This window comes from Brevibacillus sp. YAE8, from assembly GCF_057543335.1.
Map to the genome: position 1 here is coordinate 431,398 of NZ_BAAIYG010000003.1, position 15,164 is coordinate 446,561.

18 protein-coding genes and 1 pseudogene are annotated in these 15,164 nt (G+C 55.8%); 10 read left to right on the forward strand and 9 right to left on the reverse strand.

Going from position 1 to position 15,164, the window contains the following annotated elements:
• Positions 1-151 precede the first annotated feature (151 nt).
• From AC27IT_RS07615 to AC27IT_RS07630, 4 genes are all read right to left on the reverse strand, one after another.
• Complete coding sequence (locus AC27IT_RS07615; RefSeq protein WP_005828008.1) at positions 152-841, reverse strand: deoxynucleoside kinase; 690 nt, start codon at positions 839-841, stop codon at positions 152-154.
• 44 nt (positions 842-885) lie between these two features.
• Positions 886-1,527, reverse strand: a complete 642-nt coding sequence (locus tag AC27IT_RS07620) for a deoxynucleoside kinase (RefSeq protein ID WP_025848528.1) — start codon at positions 1,525-1,527, stop codon at positions 886-888.
• Between the two features lie 160 nt (positions 1,528-1,687).
• The gene (splB, locus tag AC27IT_RS07625; RefSeq protein ID WP_005828004.1) at positions 1,688-2,761 is read right to left on the reverse strand and encodes a spore photoproduct lyase; all 1,074 of its coding nucleotides are present in this window, start codon (positions 2,759-2,761) and stop codon (positions 1,688-1,690) included.
• An 80-nt stretch (positions 2,762-2,841) separates the two neighbouring features.
• Positions 2,842-3,051 (reverse strand): hypothetical protein, encoded by a 210-nt coding sequence (locus AC27IT_RS07630; protein ID WP_035317425.1) that lies wholly within the window; start codon positions 3,049-3,051, stop codon positions 2,842-2,844.
• A gap of 140 nt (positions 3,052-3,191) precedes the next feature.
• On the opposite strand from AC27IT_RS07630, the gene AC27IT_RS07635 reads away from it, so the two are divergent.
• On the forward strand, positions 3,192-3,716 hold the full coding sequence (locus AC27IT_RS07635) for a sigma-70 family RNA polymerase sigma factor (protein WP_221842729.1): 525 nt from the start codon (positions 3,192-3,194) through the stop codon (positions 3,714-3,716).
• Between the two features lie 6 nt (positions 3,717-3,722).
• Entirely contained in the window at positions 3,723-5,060 is a 1,338-nt protein-coding gene (locus AC27IT_RS07640; RefSeq protein ID WP_487091705.1) for a DUF4179 domain-containing protein, read from the forward strand.
• A gap of 59 nt (positions 5,061-5,119) precedes the next feature.
• Here AC27IT_RS07640 and thiD read toward each other — a convergent pair whose 3' ends face one another.
• Positions 5,120-5,914, reverse strand: coding sequence for a bifunctional hydroxymethylpyrimidine kinase/phosphomethylpyrimidine kinase (gene thiD / locus AC27IT_RS07645; protein ID WP_007785042.1), 795 nt, complete (start codon positions 5,912-5,914; stop codon positions 5,120-5,122).
• Positions 5,915-6,020: 106 nt separating this feature from the next.
• Here thiD and AC27IT_RS07650 point away from each other — a divergent pair, with 106 nt between their 5' ends.
• The 3 genes from AC27IT_RS07650 (at position 6,021) to AC27IT_RS07660 (ending at position 7,975) form a co-directional block, all read left to right on the forward strand.
• Positions 6,021-6,827, forward strand: coding sequence for a sensor histidine kinase (locus tag AC27IT_RS07650; RefSeq protein ID WP_005827995.1), 807 nt, complete (start codon positions 6,021-6,023; stop codon positions 6,825-6,827).
• Positions 6,824-7,474 carry a response regulator gene (locus AC27IT_RS07655; protein WP_005827993.1) on the forward strand — a complete coding sequence of 217 codons (651 nt, stop codon included), beginning with the start codon at positions 6,824-6,826 and terminating at the stop codon, positions 7,472-7,474. The genes AC27IT_RS07650 and AC27IT_RS07655 overlap by 4 nt, the downstream gene beginning before the upstream one ends.
• 99 nt (positions 7,475-7,573) lie before the next feature.
• Entirely contained in the window at positions 7,574-7,975 is a 402-nt protein-coding gene (locus AC27IT_RS07660; RefSeq protein ID WP_005827990.1) for an SET domain-containing protein, read from the forward strand.
• A 148-nt stretch (positions 7,976-8,123) separates the two neighbouring features.
• Here AC27IT_RS07660 and AC27IT_RS07665 read toward each other — a convergent pair whose 3' ends face one another.
• The 3 genes from AC27IT_RS07665 to AC27IT_RS07675 all read right to left on the reverse strand — a co-directional run bounded on the left by AC27IT_RS07665 (position 8,124) and on the right by AC27IT_RS07675 (position 10,591).
• Positions 8,124-8,339 carry a gamma-glutamyl-gamma-aminobutyrate hydrolase family protein gene (locus tag AC27IT_RS07665; protein WP_487091706.1) on the reverse strand — a complete coding sequence of 72 codons (216 nt, stop codon included), beginning with the start codon at positions 8,337-8,339 and terminating at the stop codon, positions 8,124-8,126.
• Between the two features lie 82 nt (positions 8,340-8,421).
• Positions 8,422-9,573 carry a TIGR03943 family putative permease subunit gene (locus AC27IT_RS07670; RefSeq protein ID WP_487091707.1) on the reverse strand — a complete coding sequence of 384 codons (1,152 nt, stop codon included), beginning with the start codon at positions 9,571-9,573 and terminating at the stop codon, positions 8,422-8,424.
• Between the two features lie 13 nt (positions 9,574-9,586).
• Positions 9,587-10,591: a permease gene (locus tag AC27IT_RS07675; RefSeq protein ID WP_007785036.1), complete on the reverse strand. Its 1,005-nt coding sequence runs from the start codon at positions 10,589-10,591 to the stop codon at positions 9,587-9,589.
• A 139-nt stretch (positions 10,592-10,730) separates the two neighbouring features.
• On the opposite strand from AC27IT_RS07675, the gene AC27IT_RS07680 reads away from it, so the two are divergent.
• The 5 genes and pseudogenes from AC27IT_RS07680 to AC27IT_RS07700 all read left to right on the forward strand — a co-directional run bounded on the left by AC27IT_RS07680 (position 10,731) and on the right by AC27IT_RS07700 (position 13,299).
• Positions 10,731-11,132: an ArsR/SmtB family transcription factor gene (locus AC27IT_RS07680; protein ID WP_005827982.1), complete on the forward strand. Its 402-nt coding sequence runs from the start codon at positions 10,731-10,733 to the stop codon at positions 11,130-11,132.
• Positions 11,133-11,267: 135 nt separating this feature from the next.
• A complete protein-coding gene (locus tag AC27IT_RS07685) occupies positions 11,268-11,393 on the forward strand; it encodes an NAD(P)-binding protein (RefSeq protein WP_487091708.1) in 126 nt (41 codons plus the stop codon).
• 21 nt (positions 11,394-11,414) lie between these two features.
• Positions 11,415-11,576, forward strand: a pseudogene (locus tag AC27IT_RS07690) (oxidoreductase); the annotation flags it as partial.
• A gap of 106 nt (positions 11,577-11,682) precedes the next feature.
• On the forward strand, positions 11,683-12,306 hold the full coding sequence (locus tag AC27IT_RS07695) for an NAD(P)/FAD-dependent oxidoreductase (RefSeq protein ID WP_487091720.1): 624 nt from the start codon (positions 11,683-11,685) through the stop codon (positions 12,304-12,306).
• A gap of 27 nt (positions 12,307-12,333) precedes the next feature.
• On the forward strand, positions 12,334-13,299 hold the full coding sequence (locus AC27IT_RS07700) for a cation diffusion facilitator family transporter (RefSeq protein WP_487091709.1): 966 nt from the start codon (positions 12,334-12,336) through the stop codon (positions 13,297-13,299).
• A 126-nt stretch (positions 13,300-13,425) separates the two neighbouring features.
• Here AC27IT_RS07700 and acsA read toward each other — a convergent pair whose 3' ends face one another.
• The gene (acsA, locus tag AC27IT_RS07705; protein ID WP_487091710.1) at positions 13,426-15,141 is read right to left on the reverse strand and encodes an acetate--CoA ligase; all 1,716 of its coding nucleotides are present in this window, start codon (positions 15,139-15,141) and stop codon (positions 13,426-13,428) included.
• Positions 15,142-15,164 lie beyond the last annotated feature (23 nt).

The window sequence follows — 15,164 nt, forward strand, 5'->3', positions numbered from 1 at the left end:
CTCGCGAAGAAACGACGACAGCGATGCGCTGAGGCTCGAAGACTATCCCGCCCGGTGAATGGCAAACACAGCCGAAAACAAAAATCCCCTGTCTTTCCTGCTGGCGGCAAGCCTTGCCATACAGTAGGAGGATAGGGGGTTTTTGGGCTGGCTACGGCAGGCGCGCAGCTCGTCCCAGGCGAATTTTTTCCGCCGCACGGGCAATGATGCTCTCCACGGAGGCCGGGTCGTCCACGACGTCGTACTCGTTGATGTTCACCCGCAGAACAGGACAGGAGGTAAACGAGTGAATCCAGCTATCATAGCGGTTGAACAAATCGCGCCAGTAGTCGATCGGGGTCTGCTGCTCCATCGGGCGTCCCCGCTCCTGGACGCGCCCGATAATGTCATCGAAGCTGCCTTCCAGGTAGATCAAAATATCGGGATGCGGGAAGTACGGCGTCATGACCATCGCTTCGAACAGCTCTGTGTACGTGCGGTAGTCTTCTTCCGTCATGTTGCCCTGCTCGTACAGCATGCGGGCGAAAATGCCGGTATCCTCGTAAATCGAGCGATCCTGGACGAAGCCGCCGCCGTAGTCGAACATCCGCTTCTGCTCCTTGAAGCGCTCGGCCAGGAAAAAGATTTGCAGGTGAAAGCCCCAGCGGGACAAATCGTTGTAATAACGGCCAAGGTAAGGGTTGTTGTCCACTTTTTCCACGGACACGCGAAAACCGAGCTGATCGGCCAGGGCGTGGGTGAACGTCGATTTGCCGACGCCTACCGTTCCGCCGATGGTGATGACCGCATTGCTCGGAATGCCGTATTTTTCACGAAGATGGCTGTTTTGAAACCTAGACATGTACGCAACTCCTTATTGAAATACTTGCCAATCACACGGCATCGTTATGCCTGTTGCCCCCGCAGCTCCTGAATGCGCGGCAGGATGAGATCGAGCATATACTGCCGATCCTCTGGCCGATGGACGAAATCCAGCTCGTCACAGTTGAATTTGATGACAGGCGTATCCGGGTGGTGCTTTTCAAACTCGTCCATAAATTCGTTGTAATCGGCGATCAGATTTTCCATATAGCCCACATCCATCGTCCGCTCCACCTCGCGATCGCGCATGGCGATCCGCTTCATGACCGTGTCGATGGACGCCGTCAAGTAAATGACCAGATGGGCCTGCGGCAAATCTTCTGTCAGGATATCATAAATTTTGAGATACTTCGGGAGATTGTTGTCGGACAGCGTTCGTTTGGCAAAAATCGTATTTTTAAAAATATTGTAATCGGATACGACAGAAATGCCCTGGTTGAGATAGTGGGCGTGAATATCCTGCAACTGCTTGTAGCGGTTGCACAGGAAAAACATCTCTAGCTGAAAGCTCCACTCCGCGATGTTCTCGTAAAACTTTCCTAGAAACGGATTTTCATAAACAATTTCTTCCAATAATTGCAATTCGCAAGTGCGGTGCAGTTCCCGCGCCAACGAGGTTTTCCCAATACCGATCGGTCCCTCGACAGTTATTAATATGGACTTCATATACGCCTCTGTTCCTTTCGCCAAAATGAGAGCACTCCATATTTTAGCACGCGTACTTCCATTTGTCGAAACCATTCCTTTTCTGTCGCATGCCGCTTTTTTCCAATAAAAAAAACTGCTCCTGACGATCAGAGCAGTCGGTCGGACAAACGCTTTTGCGCTACGTAAAATACTCGATTTTGGCCTTGGGAAACAGTCTCGCAATCTCCCTCTCCAAATGCGCCTGCAAGGCTTTGGCCTGCACGTCCGGGTAGACGTACTTGCCTTTGCCGTACTTGCCCCATTTGTATTTGCGCTCCTCCTCGTTCATCGCCAGCTTGGTTTTCGGATAGCGCTGCAAAATCAAGTTTTTGGCAATTTTGGTGAAGCGGTGCTGGATCAGCTCAAAAGTCAGGTCGGCCAGCGCTTCCGGGACGAGCTGGTTTCGCAGCCGTTCCAGCAAGTCGGTGTAGCCTTCCTCCCATCCGTCAAACCAGTATAAGGGGGCCAAAATGAAGCCGAGCGGATAGCCTGCTTTTGCCACTTTGCCCGCCGCTTCAATTCTTTGCGCAAAGCTGGAAGTGCCCGGCTCGAAGTTTTTGATGACGTAATCGGCATTCATGCTGAAGCGAAAACGGGTATGCTTGTTATGTTTCGCATCGAGCAACGAATCGACGTGGTGAAACTTGGTAACGAACCGCAGACGGCCATACTCCTGTTCCCCCATAAATTCGATCGCTCGCTTCAGGTTTCCTGTCAAATGCTCGATGCTGACCGGATCGGACGTACAGGCTGCCTCGAATCGGGTAATCTCTCCCGGCCGTTCCTCGATGTATGTTTTCGCCTGGGCCAAAATTTCATCGGTATTGACGTAGACGCGAACGTACGGCTTGGACCCGATGTTCGTATTCAAATAGCAGTAGTGGCAATGCGCCGCGCAGCCTGTAGCCAGCGGAATCGCGTATTCGGCAGACGGCTTGGAGGTTTCGAACTTCAACGTTTTGCGCACCCCAATGACCAATGTTCGCTTGGCATTGCGGTACTTTTCCACCTCTGTCTCGCCGGGAATGCCGCGCACCTGATTGTGGCTGGTTGTCATTTGCAGCGGGATGCCTTCCGCTTGCAAACGCTGGTACAGCTCCTGGCCGAGCGGATAGTTCAGTGCGTTTGGCTCGACGAAAACGTAGTCGGGCACAAACAGGCCAGCTTTTTTCTGCCCTGTTTTCGCGGGTGCTTCCAGCAGTGTCGTCACCATAAGCGCAAGATCCCTCCCAGTGTGTAGTATGGCCTGCACAGTCGGACAAGCTTTCGAGGAGATCACTGGCTGCTCACGCTCTACAGCGTGCTTTTGAACTCGCGCAGCCACTGTCGCGCTTCCGCCGCCTGGCTGGACGGCACCTGCAGCGTGTACACATACCCGCCTTTTTTCGTTTCTCTGGACAACAGCCTGACCCGGATTCCTTTTATCTCCAAATATCGCCGGCACTCGCTCGCCACTCTAGGAAGCCCGTACGATTCATGAATCGTTACCCATTTGGTCCACATGCCTTCCCCCACCCTCATTGCTTCTTCCTTTACTGTAAGCAACAAGCAGGCAGTTGGTTCAAAAAAGACGCAGCGATTGCCGATTTTCCCAAAACTGTTTTCGCCTTTGCGCAGTCTAATACGTGTAGGAGGGGGAAAATGTGAATCTGGAACAACTTGTCTCGCAAGCCAGGCAAGGAGGCGACGAAGCTTTTTACCAGTTGATTTGCCAGCAGCAAAAGCAACTGTACAGCGTGGCTTACGCCTTTTTGCGCAACGAAGCGGACGCGCTGGAGGCGATACAGGAGGCGACCTGCCGCTCCTATCTCCGCTTGTCTCGCCTGAAGCAGCCCGCGCATTTTCGCACCTGGCTGACGCGCATTCTCATCCACGTATGTCTGGACGAGCTGAAACGAAAAAAACGGTTTGCCCCCGACTTTCCCGATGGCGACGGTCTGGCGGACCCGGATCGCAAGCAGTGGGAGCACACGGCGGACAAACTCGTTATCGAGGAAGCGCTGGCCAAGCTTACGCCTGCTTACCGCAGCATCATCATCCTGAAATATTTTGAAGATCTGACCATTCGCGAAATTGCGTTGCGGCTCGGCCATCCGGAAGGAACGATCAAGACCTGGCTGCACAAGGCGTTGGCTACATTGCGAAAAGAACTCGGGAAAGGCTGGTGAATGTATATGGATATCGAAAAAACAGAGGGTCAGACCGACGCGCACGTACCGCCGCACATCGAGCACTACATTCGCTCTGGCATCGCCCAGGCCAAAAGCCTTCAACGCAGACGCCGCCGCAGCCGTCTGGTTCGCCTCTGCTCGGGAATTGCGGCAGGGTGTCTGCTCCTGGCCTTTGTGTTCTCGGTGCGCCTCTCCCCGGCGGTTGCCGCTTATGTCAGCCACATTCCCGGGATGGAAAAGTTCGTCGAGCTGATTCGCGATGACAAAGGGTTGCAGCGGGCTGCCGAGCACGAGATGGTCCAGGACATCGGCACAGGCGGCTCGCTTGCAGGCATCACGTTCACGATCGACCAGGTGCTGACCGATCAGAAGCGGATGCTGCTGTTTTACACCTTGAAGCACGAACGTAGCGGCCAAAAGGTCGGGATGCGCAAGCTGGAGCTGTTTGACGCCTCCGGCAAGGAGTGGGAGCACGGAGCGAGCTGGTCCAGCATGGACGTGGAAGCGAACGAGGAGCAAAAAAACCGGATTGATATTTTTCTCCCGGAAACAAGCGAAGTACCTGACGCGCTGACAGCCAAAGTGACGCTCGACCTCGACGGCGTAGAGCTGAACCCTCCGCTTGCGATTACGTTTCCGATCGACCATAGCAAATACACGACATTTGAGAAAAAAGTGGTTCCTGTCGGAAAAAAAGTGACGGTGGACGGACAGACGTTTACCATCGAGCAAATGACGGTGTTCCCTACGCAAACAGAAGTCAGCATCCGCTTCGATCCGGGCAACTCCAAACATATTTTCGGCTTTGACGATCTGCGGCTGGTGGATGAAAACGGCCAGACGTACGCTTTCTGGGGAAATGGCGTGCCGACGCGTGACAACGGGGAAAACGGCAAAGTGTACAATTTGGAAAGCATCTATTTTCTGGAGCCGCAAAAGCTGTTTTTGAAAGCAAGCGGGATTCGGGCGCTGGACCGCGACAAGCTGCAGGTGGTGATCGACGCGAAGACGCAGACGCTCGCCAAAGCTCCTGATGCCAGGCTCAAGCTGACAGCGCTGCGCCAGGTCGACGATGTGGTCGGCATGGACTGGGAACTGCAAATCGAGGAAGCGGACGCGCATCGCTACGTCTATCTGGGAAGCGACATCACGGACAATCGGGCGAATCAATACGACTACGTCCAGGGAAGCTCTTCTTCGCGCTATCCGGAGGAACGTTTCCAGACGTACAGCCTGCTTTACAAAAGGCTGACGAAAAACGGCGCCCCCGATTCCTACACCTTTACCCTGACGGACTACCCCGTTCGTTTGCAAGGCGCATTTACCGTGCAAGTCAAATAAAAAACGGCTTCGCAGAGAATCGACTTCTCCGCGAGGCCGTTTGCTTTGTTCCGCTCGCGTTAATCCACAACCGCCCAATGGTTGGTCGGCCCGTGGCCGCCGCCCAATTGCGGAGCGGTCTTGATCGCGGCAAAAATAAAGCGGTTCGCTTTTTCGACCGCAGCCCTAAGCGGCGTATGTTTCGCCAGCTCTGCCGTCAACGCAGCGGAAAACGTGCAGCCCGTTCCGTGCGTATGCCGGGTCTGGATGCGCTCATGCGACAGCTCGAAAAAGTCGCGGCCGTCAAACAAAATGTCGACGACCGTATCACCGTCGAGGTGGCCGCCCTTCATCAAGACGTTGCGCGCTCCGAGCGCATGAATCGCGCGGGCGCCTTCGCGCATATCGTCCGGGGTGCGAATCGTCATACCTGTCAGGCACTCGGCCTCCGGCAAATTCGGCGTCACGACTTCCGCGAGCGGCAGCAACTCTGTTTTCAGCGCGTCAATCGCTTCGTCCAAGAGCAGCTTGGCCCCGCCCTTGGCGATCATCACCGGGTCTACGACCAGCTTTTGCAGACTCGCGGCGCGCACCTCTGCCGCCACTGCGCGGATGATGTCCGCATCAAACAGCATTCCCGTCTTCGCCGCATCCGCTCCCAGGTCGCGCAACACTTCGCGCATCTGCTGGGCCACCGCCTCTGTCGGCAGCGGATACACCCCGGCCACGCCCAACGTATTTTGCGCCGTAATCGCCGTAATCGCGCTCATTCCGTAAACGCCGAGTTGGTGAAACGTCTTCAAATCGGCCTGGATGCCCGCTCCGCCCCCGCTGTCTGATCCTGCTATCGTCAATGCTCTCGCGATTGTATGCATGAATCTCCCTCCTGCTTTCGCCACCTTTTCTCCTACGAGTATATCATCCGCTTGTCCCATTCGGTATACTTAGGAGTGATGACCAACCGCAAAGAAGGGATTTGTTATGTCGTATCGCTTGTTTTACTGGCTGACCGTGCTCATTCCCACGATCATTATCGGGGGCTTCGAATTTGTTCGGCACGATTTTTTGCTGCCTTATATGTCCATGGAAACGGGCAACGTATATATTACTTTGCTGACGCTCTTGTTGTCTTATTTGTTCGCCACCTGGATGTTTCGCACGATCAAGCAGATGAACGCGCGGATCGTCGAGGAGCAAGCCAGGCGGGCCGTGTACGAGGAGCGCGAGCGTTTGGCCCGGGAGTTGCACGACGGCATCGCGCAATCTTTGTTTTTTCTCAATGTCAAGCTGAAGCAGGGGCATTTGGATGACGCCAGAGTAGCGGTTTCGGCCATCGACAACCACGTGCGCCAGGCGATTTTCAACCTGCGCTCGTTGCCGGAGGAAGGCAGCTTCGACCAGCGGCTGGAAAAATGGCTGACGCAGTGGAGCGCGCTGTCCGGCGTCGATGTCGCAGCGGATTTGCGCGTGAAGGAAAGCTTTTTCACCCCTGCGGAGGAAGTGCAACTGTTCGGAATCATCCAGGAAGCTTTTGCCAACATCCGCAAACATGCGCAGGCCAAGCATTCCTGGATTCGACTGACGACAGGCGAGCCGCGGAGCTGGCAGCTCGTGATCGAGGACGACGGCGTGGGAATTGCCCACACCAAGCCAGACACGAAAAAATACGGCTTGTCGATGATGCGCGAGCGGGCGCGCCAGTTGAACGCCGCAATTGACATTCAAAAACGGGCAGACGGCGGCACCATCATTCGCCTGACAGCCCATCCTGGAGGTTTTTCGCAATGAACGCATACCGTGTGCTGATCGCTGACGACCACCCGATGGCTCGCATGGCGATTCGCTCGCTCTTGGACCCGGACCCTTCGTTTGAAGTGATCGGCGAGGCCGAAAACGGCGAGGAAGCTTTTTTGCTCTGTGGACAGTTGCAGCCCGATCTGGTGCTGATGGACATCAACATGCCGAAATGGAGCGGCCTGGAAGCGACCCGCGAGGTGAAAAAAGCGTACCCGCACATCAAGGTCGTCATCCTGAGCGTCTCGGATGACGTTGCAGACTTGATTACCGCGATTCAATTCGGCGCGCAAGGCTATTTGCTGAAAAATCTGGAGCCAGACGACTGGATCAACTACTTGCACGCGTTGCTTGGCGAAGACAGCGAGCTGACGCGGGAAATGGCCACCCGGCTGATGTACCGGTTCAGGCAGGAGGAGCACGTGGACGATTTGGTGCCGGATGTGCTGACGCCGCGCGAACGGGAAATCGTCATGTACGTCGGAGCAGGAAAGACGAACAGGGAAATCAGCGAAGCGTTGATTATCGCGGAAAACACGGTGAAAAATCACCTGAAAAACATCCTGGAAAAGCTGCAATTGGCCAATCGCGTGCAGCTCGCCGCCTACGCGGTGCGCCACCATCTGATTATGAAAAAGTAAGCTCCCAACCGAAAACAGTTGCTTTCCGCACCAACCACTGTCATCCTTAGAAGGACCCGTTTTTACGATACCAGACATGAAGAATGGCAGGTGAACCACATGCTCGAAGTCAAGACCTCCAAGCTGAGCAACGGAGAATTAAACAGAGGCGTTTTCGCCATGCGCGACTTTGCAAAAGGCGAATTGCTCCATGAAGCTCCGGTTCTTCCTTATCTGAACGAGGAACACGAGCACATTGAAAAAACGCTTTTGGCGGACTACGCATTTGAATACGGTGCCAACCATACCGCGTTTTTGCTCGGCTACGGCATGCTATTCAACCATTCCTACACGCCAAACGCCACGTACAGCATCAATTTTGACAACCACACGTTCGATTTCTACGCCTATCGCGACATTCAGGCGGGCGAAGAGATTTTGATTAACTACAACGGCGATGAGGATTGCGACGATCCGCTCTGGTTTTACGAAGAAGAGCAGTCCGGCAATAAAAAGGAATAGGCAAGCGCGATCAACAGGCAGGGGAGCTTTTCCCTTGCCTTTTTGTTTTTTAGCCCGTGTTGGCAGCCAGCGCCGCCTCCAGCAGCTTCAGTTCGTATTCGTCGCGTTCCGGCGCAAGCGCCGAGCAGCGCATGTCAATCCTGGCCCCTTACCGCACCGGGTCGATATCCTCTCCGCCCGCCAGCACAATGCCATCGACCGCCGCTACAAGCTCTTGGCAAGCATCGAGATCCCCGACAGGAATCCCGAGCGGAATCGCTCCTGCTTTTCGCACGGTATCCAAATAGTCGTGCCCGATGACGCTAAAGCCTTGTCCGGCCACTCCCCGCAGCTTCCCGCCGAAGCCTTCATGCGGGTTATCCAAAGCTCAGCAGTCTCGCTCTGTTCTGCACAAAAAAATGACTCCGCCAGACGTAACTGGCGAAGCCAATGGGTGAGCACGATTTTTATGGAGTGATATCTGCCGCCTCGTAGCTGTAGTACACATACGGATCTTTCGGTGCCTTGACCGCCTGGATTTTCGCATCTTTCAGCACGAGCATGTCATAGCCGTCGACCTGGCGCAGCTCCAGCTTGCCCTGCACCTTGACCCAACTGTCCTTCGCCCATTTGCCTGCGTCCTCGCTCTCCACGAGAATGCCGAAGACGCTGGCATCCGCCGTGCAGCACGTCACCGAAAAACGCGCCACGACGAATTGCTTGTCGCCAAGTCCAGGCTCCCTGTAGACAAAGCCGAGCGTTTCGAGCTGTTTTCCCGCGAAGTCTTTGGCGTACAGCTCCAGCGTGGTGAGGCCGTCCAAAAAGATTTTGTCATGAAGCGAGATCACGGGCTGCCTGTACATGGAGGCGGCGATGTCGGTGTAAAAATCGCCGAAGCCCCCGCCCGAAAAGTATCGCTTCAGCTCCTCGTCCGTCATGGACGGACTGGCGCCAGAAGTAGCCTGTGCTGTGCCACTTGCTGTCGGGTTCGCAACCGTTGCGTCTGCGGGCACTGCTTGCTCTATCGCTTGCGGCTGCGCGGATTGCTGTGGCGTCTGTTGCTGATCGCCCTTCTGGCCTTCGCCTGTTGTTTCCACCACGACTGGCGCATTTGCCTGCTGTGATGGCGATGCGTCCTCGCCTGTCTGCTCTGGCGGTGCAGCCTGGCCGCCCTGCTCCCCGGACGGCTGGGACGCTGCTACTGGTTGCCCAGCTCCTGTCGCCACTGCCGCCAATTTTCTGGCGTCGCTGCTGAGCAGAGTAACCCCGCGGTTTTCCGCTACGGCGCTCCCCAATATTTTATCCGGCATGAAAAAGCCCATGAAGATCGGCAGCAAAAACAGGCTGTAGATGACAAGCGAGCCCCAGCGCGTGCGCGGCACCTGGTGCGCTTCCTCGCAGTCGCACTCGTACGCCCGGTTTTTGCTGAACAACTGGCGCACGCTCACAATGGTCAAAATGACGAGAATGCCTAGCGTGACGTAGCTGAGCATGTGCAGCTTCGGCGCGAGGTAATGCCCCAGCTTTTCCGTCCAGATCAGGTAGGACAACAGCGCGGCGAACCCTGCCAAAATCAGGCTGCGCATCAAATAGTGTCTGGTCCAGTTCGTCTGTTCCATTTCTTTCCTCCCCCTAGATCGGCATCAGCATCGTAACGGCCAACACCAGTATTGTAATGGCGACAACAAGCTTAACGACAAATCCGAAGCGGAACGTGCCGAGCAGCATCAGCGTCGTTTTGAAATCAAGCATCGGTCCAAAGACGAGAAAAGCGAGCAGCGAGCTGCTTTGAAACGTGCCCGAAAACGATGCGGCAATAAAGGCATCCGCCTCCGAGCAAAGCGAAAACAAGTAAGCCATGCCCATCATGACCAGATGGGACGTAATCGGCGTTTGCCCGATCTCCACCAAAATGTCGCGGCTCATGAACACTTGCAGGATGCTGCTGACCAACGCCCCGAACAGCAAAAATTTGCCCATGTCGAAAAATTCGTCAACGGCATGCGCAAAAGTTGCCGACAGCTTGCCCCGCATCGCTTCGCTATGGGCGGCTTCGTGGCGAATTTGCGCCTCTGTCCCGAGCCGCAGCGGGTTCTTTTTCACAAACAGCCAGACCAACAAGCCGACGGCCAGCGCGACGAGAAAACCGGCGACTCCCCGGTACAGCGCCATATCCGGCTGCCGCGCGAAGGCGATGTACGTCGAGGAGAGCACGACCGGATTGACAATCGGTCCGGCGAGTAAAAACACGACGCCGACGGATACGGGCATCCCTTTTTGAATCAGGCGGCGGACAACCGGGACGATCGCACACTCGCACACCGGAAACAAAAAGCCGAGCAGCCCGGCAATCGGTAACGCGACGAGCGGATGTTTTGGCATCCAGCGCCTAACCTGCTCTTCCGAGACAAACGTCTGAATGAAGGCGGAAAAAAACACGCCCAGCAGCACAAACGGGATGGCCTCCAGCAAAATGCTGAGAAAAAACGTTTTGACATCGAGCCAACGCGGCGACCATTCTATGCGAAAGCCGGAAAACCAGCTATTCTGGCTGCCAGTGGTAAGCCAGACTACACACAATCCAAGAAGGACGGCCCCTATTATCTCTATGAGGAAATGACGAATTTTAGCAATCACGTAAGCTGTCCACTCCTTTTAGCAAATCGTCATCATTCCTAATTAGATACTCCTTGCGCACTTTCCTCCTGGTTCCTGTCTTTTTTTTCGTCCCTTTCCGTTTTATAATGGATAAAACCGACTGTGCGGGGGGAAGAACATGGAGCTGGAATTTCAGCGTGCTGCTGAAGAAGGAGACGTTTGCGAGATCCAAACGGTCGATGAAGCGAAGGTAAACAGGCTGCGGCCGAAGATGAGCGAAACAGAAGGCGTCGCCCCTTTGTTCAAGGCGTTGGCTGACGACACGCGCGCGAAAATCATTTACGCCCTGGCGCTGGAGGGCGAGCTGTGCGTGTGCGATGTCGCGGCCACGATCAACAGCTCGATTGCCAACACCTCCCACCATCTGCGCTTGCTGCGCAACATGGGGCTTGCCCGGCACCGCAAGGACGGAAAGCTCGTCTACTACGCCCTGGACGACGACCATGTTCGCCATCTGATTATGTGCGGGATCGAGCATGCGGCCGAATTGAAGCAATCGAAAAAGACAGCTCGTTCTTGAGCAGTTCCATTGTGGCTCGTCACATTTGTGGCGGCTTTTTTTATTGTTTTTACCTAACATTCAAATAATTGTTTGAATATAATAATGAATGTGGTATGATTTAGGTAAATTCCCGGCCGAAAGAAGGGTTCTCCCATGCACGACTACGAAGTCATCATCATTGGCGGCGGCCAGTCCGGCCTTGCGCTGGGCCATTTTTTGCAGCAGCGGCAGGTACGCTTCGTCATTCTGGACCAAAACGGACGCGTCGGGGACAGTTGACGCAAGCGTTACGACTCCCTCGTGCTGTTTACCTCGCGCAAGCACAATGCCCTCCCCGGCCTGGCCTTTCCCGGAGAGCCGCATACCGTTCCGACGAAAGACGAAGCCGCGGACTATCTGGAGCTGTACGCCAGTCATTTTCAATTGCCCGTCCGTTTGAATACGGCGGTCGTCTCCGTCGAGCGCACGGCATCGGGCTTTCTCGTGCAGACAGGGCACGAAGCGCTGCGAGCGAAAAACGTCGACAGGCCCGTTTCAATCGCCTTACATCCCACCGTTTGCCGGGCAGTTGGCCCCCGATGCCGTCTCGCTCCATACGGCGCACTACCGAAACGAGAGCCAGCTCCCCGCCGGGCCCGTCCTCGTCGTCGGCTCAGGCAATTCGGGCGCGCAAATCGCCGTGGAGCTGGCCATGCACCGCCCCGTCATTTTTTCCAGCGGACAGCCGCGCGTTCATCTGCCTTTGTACGTTTTGGGCAAAACTATTTTTGACTACATGCAGTTGTTTGGCTTGCTGGACGCCCCGCGCTCGTCGTGGGTCGGAAAGCAACTGATGAAACGACCTGATCCGATTTTTGGCTACCAAAAACAGATGAAAACTCTGGCAAAAACTGGCGCCATGCGCATCGCGGCCAGAACCGTTCGCCTTGCGGACAAAACCGCCTTTTTCGTGGACGGCGGGCAGGCGAGCTTCCAGAGCGTTTTATGGGCGACCGGATTTCGCCCCGACTACGGCTGGCTGTCCATGGCAGACGTACTCGACCCAAGCGGCTGGCCGCGGCATGATCGCGGTGTCACAGCCGTGCCGGGGCTGTTTTTTCTCGGGCTTCCCTGGCAGCATACACGCGCCTCCGCGCTCATGGGCGGCGTGGGAAAAGACGCTTTCTTTCTTGCTGAACAACTCGTCCGCTAAAGCGACCCAATAGAGGAGGGCAACACTATGGGATTCCACCATCACGACCACGGAGATGGACACGACCATCATCACCATGGAAAAGGAGCGAGCAAAAAAGCGCTGTTCACTTCTTTTCTCATCATCACGGTGTTTTTGATCGTCGAGACGATCGGCGGCTTTTTGACCAACAGTCTTGCGCTTTTATCCGATGCCGGCCACATGCTGAGCGATGCCCTGGCGCTTCTGCTCAGCCTCGTTGCCTTGCACTTTGCCGCTCGTCCCCCTTCGGCCAAAAAAACGTTCGGGATGCAGCGTTTTGAAATTCTCGCTGCCTTGACAAACGGCGTCACGCTCGTGCTGATTTCCTTGTTCATTTTCTGGGAAGGCTTCCAGCGCCTGCTCCAGCCTCCCGAGGTGGCCAGCGGAAAAATGATCGTCATTGCCGCCATCGGTTTGCTCGCCAATATCGCCGCTGCCTTCGTCCTCATGCGCGGCGATTACAAGGACAACGTGAACGTGCGCAGCGCCTACCTGCACGTTCTGGGCGACATGCTCGGCTCTGTCGGCGCCATTCTCGGCGGCATCCTGATGCTCGCTTTCGGCTGGTACATCGCCGACCCGCTCATCAGCATTATCGTCGCCTTCCTGATCTTGCTCAGTGCCTGGCGCGTCACCAAGGAATCGGTCAACATCTTGCTGGAAGGAGCGCCCTCCCGCCTCGACACGACAAAGGTGGAAGCGCGCCTGGGCCAGCTCGACGGCGTGCGCAAGGTGCACGATCTGCACATCTGGACGGTCACTTCCGGCTTTGACTCGCTGACGTGCCACCTCATCGTCGAGGACGGCTTGCCGAGCTACCCTGTCCTGGATGCGGCGCTGGAGCTTTTGCAAAAAGAATTTGGCATCACGCACGCGACGATCCAGATTGAGAACTCTTCAATCTCGCACGGCGAGCTGCATTGTCAGGGAGGGGCGCGGGGGCATGTGCATGAGCACGGACACTCCCGCTGAACACGCGAACTCACACGTTCACGCACACCGCCATAACCACGAACGTCCCATCTCCAAGCCCCGCCCCACTGAGCAAAAAAAGAACCATCTCCTTTACCAAGAGAGATGGTTCTTCGTCTGTTCGCTCTAGTCTTCCAGCGTGGACAGGTCGCCTGTCGGCAGGCCCAGCTCCCACGCCTTGAGGACGCGGCGCATGATTTTTCCGGAGCGCGTTTTTGGCAGCTTGTCGCGGAACTCGATTTCGCGCGGTGCGGCGTGGGCTGCCAGCCCCTCCTTCACGAACTTGCGGATGTCGTCCATCAACGCTTCGCTCGGCTCGTAGCCCGCGCGCAGCGAGATGAACGCCTTGATAATTTCGCCCCGCAGCGGATCGGGCTTGCCGATTACCCCTGCTTCGGCGACTGCCGGATGCTCGACCAGCTTGCTCTCGACCTCGAAAGGACCGACGCGCTCGCCGGACGTGTTGATAACATCGTCAATCCGGCCCTGGAACCAGAAGTAGCCTTCCTCGTCCTTGTAAGCCGAGTCGCCCGACACGTACCAGCCCGGGATGCTGAAATATTCTGCGTATTTCGCCGGGTTGTTCCAGATTTGTCGCATCATCGACGGCCAGCCGACGCGGATCGCAAGGTTGCCCATCCGGTTTGGCGGCAGCTCGTTGCCTTGGTCGTCGATAATCGCCGCGTAGACGCCCGGGACAGGCTTGCCCATCGAGCCTGGCTTGATCGGCATGCTGCGGTAGTTGGAAATCAGTTGGCCGCCAGTCTCTGTCATCCACCAGTTGTCGTGGATGCGGTGGTTGAATACGCGCAGTCCCCAATACACAACCTCCGGATTGAGCGGCTCGCCGACGCTCAGTACATGGCGCAGGCTGGACAGATCGAAGCGCTTCACAACCTCATCGCCTGCGCCCATCAGCATGCGGAACGCGGTAGGCGCGCTGTACCAGACCGTTACTTTATATTTTTCAATCGTTTTATACCAGTCTTCCGGAGTGAATCGTCCGCCGCGAATGACGTTCGTGACGCCGTTCAGCCACGGAGCGAAAATGCCGTACGAAGTGCCTGTCACCCAACCCGGGTCGGCTGTACACCAGTACACATCGTCTTCTTGCAAGTCCAGCACCCATTTTCCTGTCTGGTAGTGCTGAATCATCGCGTTGTGGACGTGCAGCACGCCTTTTGGCTTGCCTGTCGAGCCGGACGTGTAGTGCAAAATCATGCCGTCCTCGCGATCCACCCACTCGATCTCCAGCTCCGAGGATGCTTTTGCCATCGCTTCTTCAAAGCTGACTTGCCCTTCCGCAAGCTCCTCTTTTGCCCCGACAATAATGACGTGCTTGAGGGCTGGCAGCTCGGATACCGGGATGCGCGGCAGCAGCGCAGGAGTCGTCACAATCGCGGTCGCTTCGCTGTTTTCCAGACGGTCGCGCACCGCTGCTTCCATAAATGCCTCGAACAAAGGGCCGACAATCGCACCGACCTTCAGCGTTCCTAAAACGCTTACATAAAGCTCTGGGGTACGCGGCATGAAGACGAACACGCGGTCGCCTTTTGCGATTCCCAGGTCACGCAGTACATTTCCGAATTTATTGGACAGCTCGCTCAGTTGGGCAAAGGTGTAGGCTTCTTCCCGGGTCAAATCGCTGTACAGCAGCGCGACCTTGTCCTTGCGCTCGGTAGAAAGATGGCGATCAATGGCTTCATAAGCCATATTCACTTTTCCCGTCTCATACCAGGAAAATTGCTTTTCGACATCCTTCCAGTCAAAATTGGCGTACGTCTCGTCGTAATTCTCCAGGTTGAATCGGCCTTCTGTCGCCGGAATTTTTTCTACGTTCATGCTCTCACTCTCCTAAACCCCTT